Raw genomic sequence first — 4,806 nt, 5'->3', positions numbered from 1 at the left:
TCCCGCTGGGGAAGAGATCTACTGCGACGAGTTCGGCCGCATCAAGGTGCAGTTCTTCTGGGACCGCGAAGGCCAAGCCGATGACAAGTCCAGCGTGTGGATGCGCGTGGCCAGCAGTTGGGCCGGGCAGGGCATCGCCGGGCTGCAACTGCCGCGCATCGGCATGGAGGTACTGGTCAGTTTCCTTGAAGGGGACCCCGACCAACCGCTGGTGACCGGCTGCCTGTACCACGGCGTGAACATGCCGCACTACAAGCTGCCCGACCTCAAGACCCTGGCCACCATCAAGAGCAAGGAATACAAGGGCAGCCGCGGCAACGAACTGCGCATCGACGACACCACCAGCGAAATCAGCATCGGCCTGCGCAGCGACCACGGCGCCAGTGCGCTGAACCTCGGCTACCTCACTCACCCAAGACCGAGCGGCGGCGCCCCGCGCGGTGAAGGTTTCGAGCTGCGCACAGACCGCCACGGCGCCATCCGCGCTGCGGGCGGTTTGTTGCTCACCACCGAGCCCCGCGCCAACGAAGCCAAGCACCACAAGGACCTGCCCGAAACCGCCGAACGCCTGGCCACCGCCAGCGACCAGCAGGACAGCCTCGCCGAACTGGCCAAGCAGATGCAGGCCCAGGAGCCTGGCGACCAGGACGACGTCGCCAAGCGCCTGCACGAGCAGCATCAGGGCATCCTCGGCAGCGGCCCGGTCAACCAGAGCGCCAACGAATTCCCCGAGTTCGCCCAGCCGCACCTGGTGCTCTCCAGCCCTGCCGGTATCGCCCTGACCACCCCGGGCCCCAACCACATCACCACCGGCGAGCACCTGGCCCTGAGCAGCACCGGCCACACCAGCCTGACCGCCGGCAAACGCCTGTTGGCCAGCGCCAGCCAAGGCATGCGCCTGTTCGTGCAGAGCCTGGGCTGGAAGCTGGTGTCGGCCTCCGGCGACATCGACATCCGCGCCTTGAAGGACAACATCAACCTGCTGGCCAAGCTCGACGTCACCGCCAATGCCGACCGTATCGTGCTCACCGCCAAGACCGAATTGGTGCTGCAGGGCGGCGGCAGCGGCACGACTTACAACGCCGGCGGCATCACCCACGTCACCAGCGCCAACTACACCGCCAAGGCCGCGCAGTTCGCCCATATCGGCGCGGCGAGCAAGGCCGGCACCTTCCCCGAGCCGCCCAAACCGGGCAAGGGCAACCTCGAGCTGTTGTACCAGTACGCCAACAGCAAGGGCGTGAAGACCGGCGACTACGACGTGATCGATGCCTTGGGCAAGTCGATCAAGGGCAAGCTCGACGGCCAGGGTTTCAACATGGCCAGCGGCGCCGCCGCCGGCCCGTTGTGGGTCGACTTCGGCCTGGACCCGGCCGACACCTGGGCCGACGGCAGCCACTTCGGTGCTGGCGTCTGGCCGGCGAAGACCGACTTCAACGACATCGCCCCCGGCCAGCAGGCCGTGGTCGGCGAGGTGCTGAGCGCCGGCAAGGGCGCCGACGGCCTGCTGGGCAAGGGCCTGGCACTGGCACAGCAAGGCATGGACAAGGGCAAGGGCAAGGGATTGGTACAGAACGCGATGGCACAAGGTAAAGCGATGATGGGCCCCGGTGGCACGGGGATGCTGGAGCAGGGCAAGGCCCTGGCCGGCACTGGCATGCAACTGGCGAAAAGCGGCCAGGCCGCGCTTCAGAAGGTGCAGCAGGTCAAGGCCGCCGTCGGCGGCGACACCGGCGCCATGGCCCAGTTGGCCAGCAATGTTGTGCCCGGCGCGGCGCCGGCGCTCAAGGCCGCCAACGCGGCCCGCCAGCTGCCGAGCCTGCCCACGCTCACCCCACCGCTCAACCCGGCGAAAAGCCTGAGCAGTGAGGTGCTGGCATGACCGACGCCAAGCAGCGCGAACCGCAGGTCGCCGTCGCCCCCCTCAACACCATCGATGCCAAGGACGTCGGCCGTGGCGCCGCCGCCTTCGACGCCTGGCTGCAATCGGTCAGCGGTGGCTACGTCACCCTCGAACGGATCAAGACCGTGGCCGGCGCCTTGCCGGTGGTGGGCAACATCATGGCCCTGGTCGACGCCCTGGGCGACGTGGTCACCCTGGTCAAGAGCAAGAACCGCCAGTTGCTCGACTGGGTGAGCCTGGGCATCAACCTGATCGGCGTGCTGCCGGCGCCGCCGACCATGGCCGCGGCGCGCATGAGCCTGCGCCCGACCCTGTTCCTGGTGCGCCAGGAGCTGCGCAACAGCGCCAAGATGCTGCTGGGCGACTCGCTGATCACCGTCCTGATCGGCCACCTCAACGCCACCATCGCCGGCACCATCGACGACTTCGTCAAGCAGGCCCAGCCGAAGCTCGCGGGCATCCTCGCCGACGCCGGCGCGCTCGGCACCAAGATGACCAGTGAGATCGCCACGGGGCTGGAGAAGGTTGCCCTGAGCCAGTTGGACGCCAAGGGCGACATGTCGAAGGCGGGCAAACAGGCGTCTGCCGCCGCCGACAAGCTGCTCAACGATCCAAAGGCCGCCTTCAGCAACTTCTTAGGCGCGGTGCACAGCGCCTACAAGGCTGCCGGCAAGGGCCTGGCCAACAGCGCGACGAGCAAGCTGCTGCCGGACGAAATCAAGACCAAGGTGCTGGCCAACACCGGCCAGCTGCGCGCCCTGGGCCCGGAGATGGCCCGGCAGCTGAACAAGCTTGCCGACCCGGGCACGCAGATGAGCATCGGTTGGATGCTCAACGTGCTGGGCGGGGCGGTGAAGGGGTTCCGCAAGCGCAACAAGAACGGCCAGCCGGGGGTGAGCAAGCCGGGGACTACCACGCAGGTGGAGCGGGAGAAGGGCAAGGGGGAGTTGGCGGTCAGTGGGTCGCAAGCGAAGGCCGAAGGGGCCTCCAGCCCGGTGAAAAGAGGCTGCCCGGAAGAAACGATGGCATTCACGCCGCGCAGCATCAGTTTCGCGCTCGGTTCCGAATTCATCGTTCATACCGACTTCAGCCTGGCAGGCCCATTCCCGATCGAATGGCAGCGCATCTATCACTCGCGCCTGGCCGAATACGACCAGGGCAACCTTGGCGCGCGTTGGATCACCGAGTTCACCACGCGCATCGATGTAGTCGACAAGGGCATCCTGTTCCACGACTTCGATGGTCGCAGCCATGCCTTCGAGCTGCCCAAAGTGGAGCAGTCACAGTTCAACGCCATCGAAGACCTGCTGCTGATCCGCAGCCGTGAAAACGAGCTGGTGATCTGCCGTGGCTTCGACCGCAAGGAATACTACCTGCGCGTCGGCGATCGGTATTACCTGCAGAAGATCACGTTCAACAACGGTGCCGGTTGCATGTTGCACTACGAGCACCGCCACGAGGGTCGCCCGGTGCTGTCGGACATCATCACCTTCCAGGGTGACGTGAAGGATGTGCTGTGCCATCTCGGTACGCTGATCGACGACCACGGGCATATCTCCGGCCTGTGGGAAATGCGCGACGGCCAGCCACTGCGTCAGCTGTGCGCCTACCACTACGATGACCAGGGCGATCTGACTGCCGCCCAGGACGAGAACGGCGCGGCCTGGCACTACCAGTACCAGAATCACCTGGTGACCCGGTATACCGACCGCACCGGTCGCGGCATGAACCTGCAATGGGATGGCAGTGCCTTCGACGCCAAGGCCATTCGCGAGTGGGCCGACGATGGCAGCTTCGACACGAAGCTGGAGTGGGACGAGAACATTCGCCTTACCTACGTCACCGACGCCCACGGTCAGGAGACTTGGTACTACTACGACATCCTCGGCTACCTGTATCGCATCCGTTATCCGGATGAGCGTTCGGAATGGCTGTTCCGCGATGAACGCAAGAAGCTGCTGCGCCACGTCCACCCGGATGGCAGCGAAGACCGCTATGACTACGACGAGCAAGGCAGCGTCATTCGCCATATTCGCCCTGACCACAGCCAGACGCATTTTGCCTACGACGGCCGCCGCAACCTGATCAAGATCTGCGACGCCGAGGGCGGCCTGTGGCTGCGGGACTACGACCAGAAGGGCAACTTGGTCGAGACCACCGACCCGCTGGGCAACAAGACCGAGTTTGCCTACACGCCTTCCGGGCTGGTTAAGGCGATCAAGGACGCCAACGGCAATGAGAAAAAACTGGCGTACAACGCGGCGGATCAGCTGACCGAGTACACCGATTGTTCGGGCAAGACCAGTGAGTGGGTATACGACGACCTGGGTCACTTGGTGTCGTTCATCGATGCCGCCGGCAACAAGACGGCTTTCGAGCATAAGGCCGGCCAGTTGGCCAAAGTCACTCATCCGGACAATACCGAAGAGCGTTTCGAGCGCGACGCCGAAGGCCGTCTGCTGGCCCACGTCGATGCGTTGGACCGCTGCACCACCTGGGCCTACAACGCCGCTGGCATGCTGGCTGAGCGGGTGGATGCCGATGAGCGCACCTTGCGTTATCGCTGGGACAAGCTCGGGCGCTTGATCGGGCTGGAGAACCAGAACGAAAGCAAGATCAGTTTCCTCTATGACCCCTTGGACCGCTTGCTGGAAGAGAAGGGTTTCGATGGTCTGACTACTCGCTACCAGTACGATCCGGACAGTGGTCGCCTGACCAGCACCCAGGTCGGCCAACGTCGGATCGAGATCACCTACGATGCCGTGGGCCGTATCACGTCCCGAGTCGCCAGCCAGGGCGACCAGCGTCAGGAAGAGACCTTCGCCTACGACCGCAATGGCAACCTGATCCAGGCGATCAACGCGGCCAGCAAACTGCAGTGGTTCCACGACGAGGCGGGCAAC

At 65.0% G+C, this 4,806-nt stretch carries 2 protein-coding genes; both read left to right on the top strand.

What is annotated here, in order from left to right; genetic code table 11:
- Positions 1–1,882 (top strand): DUF2345 domain-containing protein (locus DM373_RS28045; RefSeq protein WP_157966903.1); only part of this gene is annotated, 1,882 nt, incomplete at its 5' end.
- Positions 1,879–4,806 (top strand): DUF6531 domain-containing protein (locus DM373_RS28040; RefSeq protein ID WP_167409883.1); only part of this gene is annotated, 2,928 nt, incomplete at its 3' end. The genes DM373_RS28045 and DM373_RS28040, both read left to right, overlap by 4 nt.

The sequence above is a fragment of the Pseudomonas sichuanensis genome, from assembly GCF_003231305.1.
Taxonomy (GTDB): domain Bacteria; phylum Pseudomonadota; class Gammaproteobacteria; order Pseudomonadales; family Pseudomonadaceae; genus Aquipseudomonas; species Aquipseudomonas sichuanensis.
Note: the sequence above shows the minus strand (reverse complement) of the source record. Positions and strands in the feature narration are given on the sequence as shown.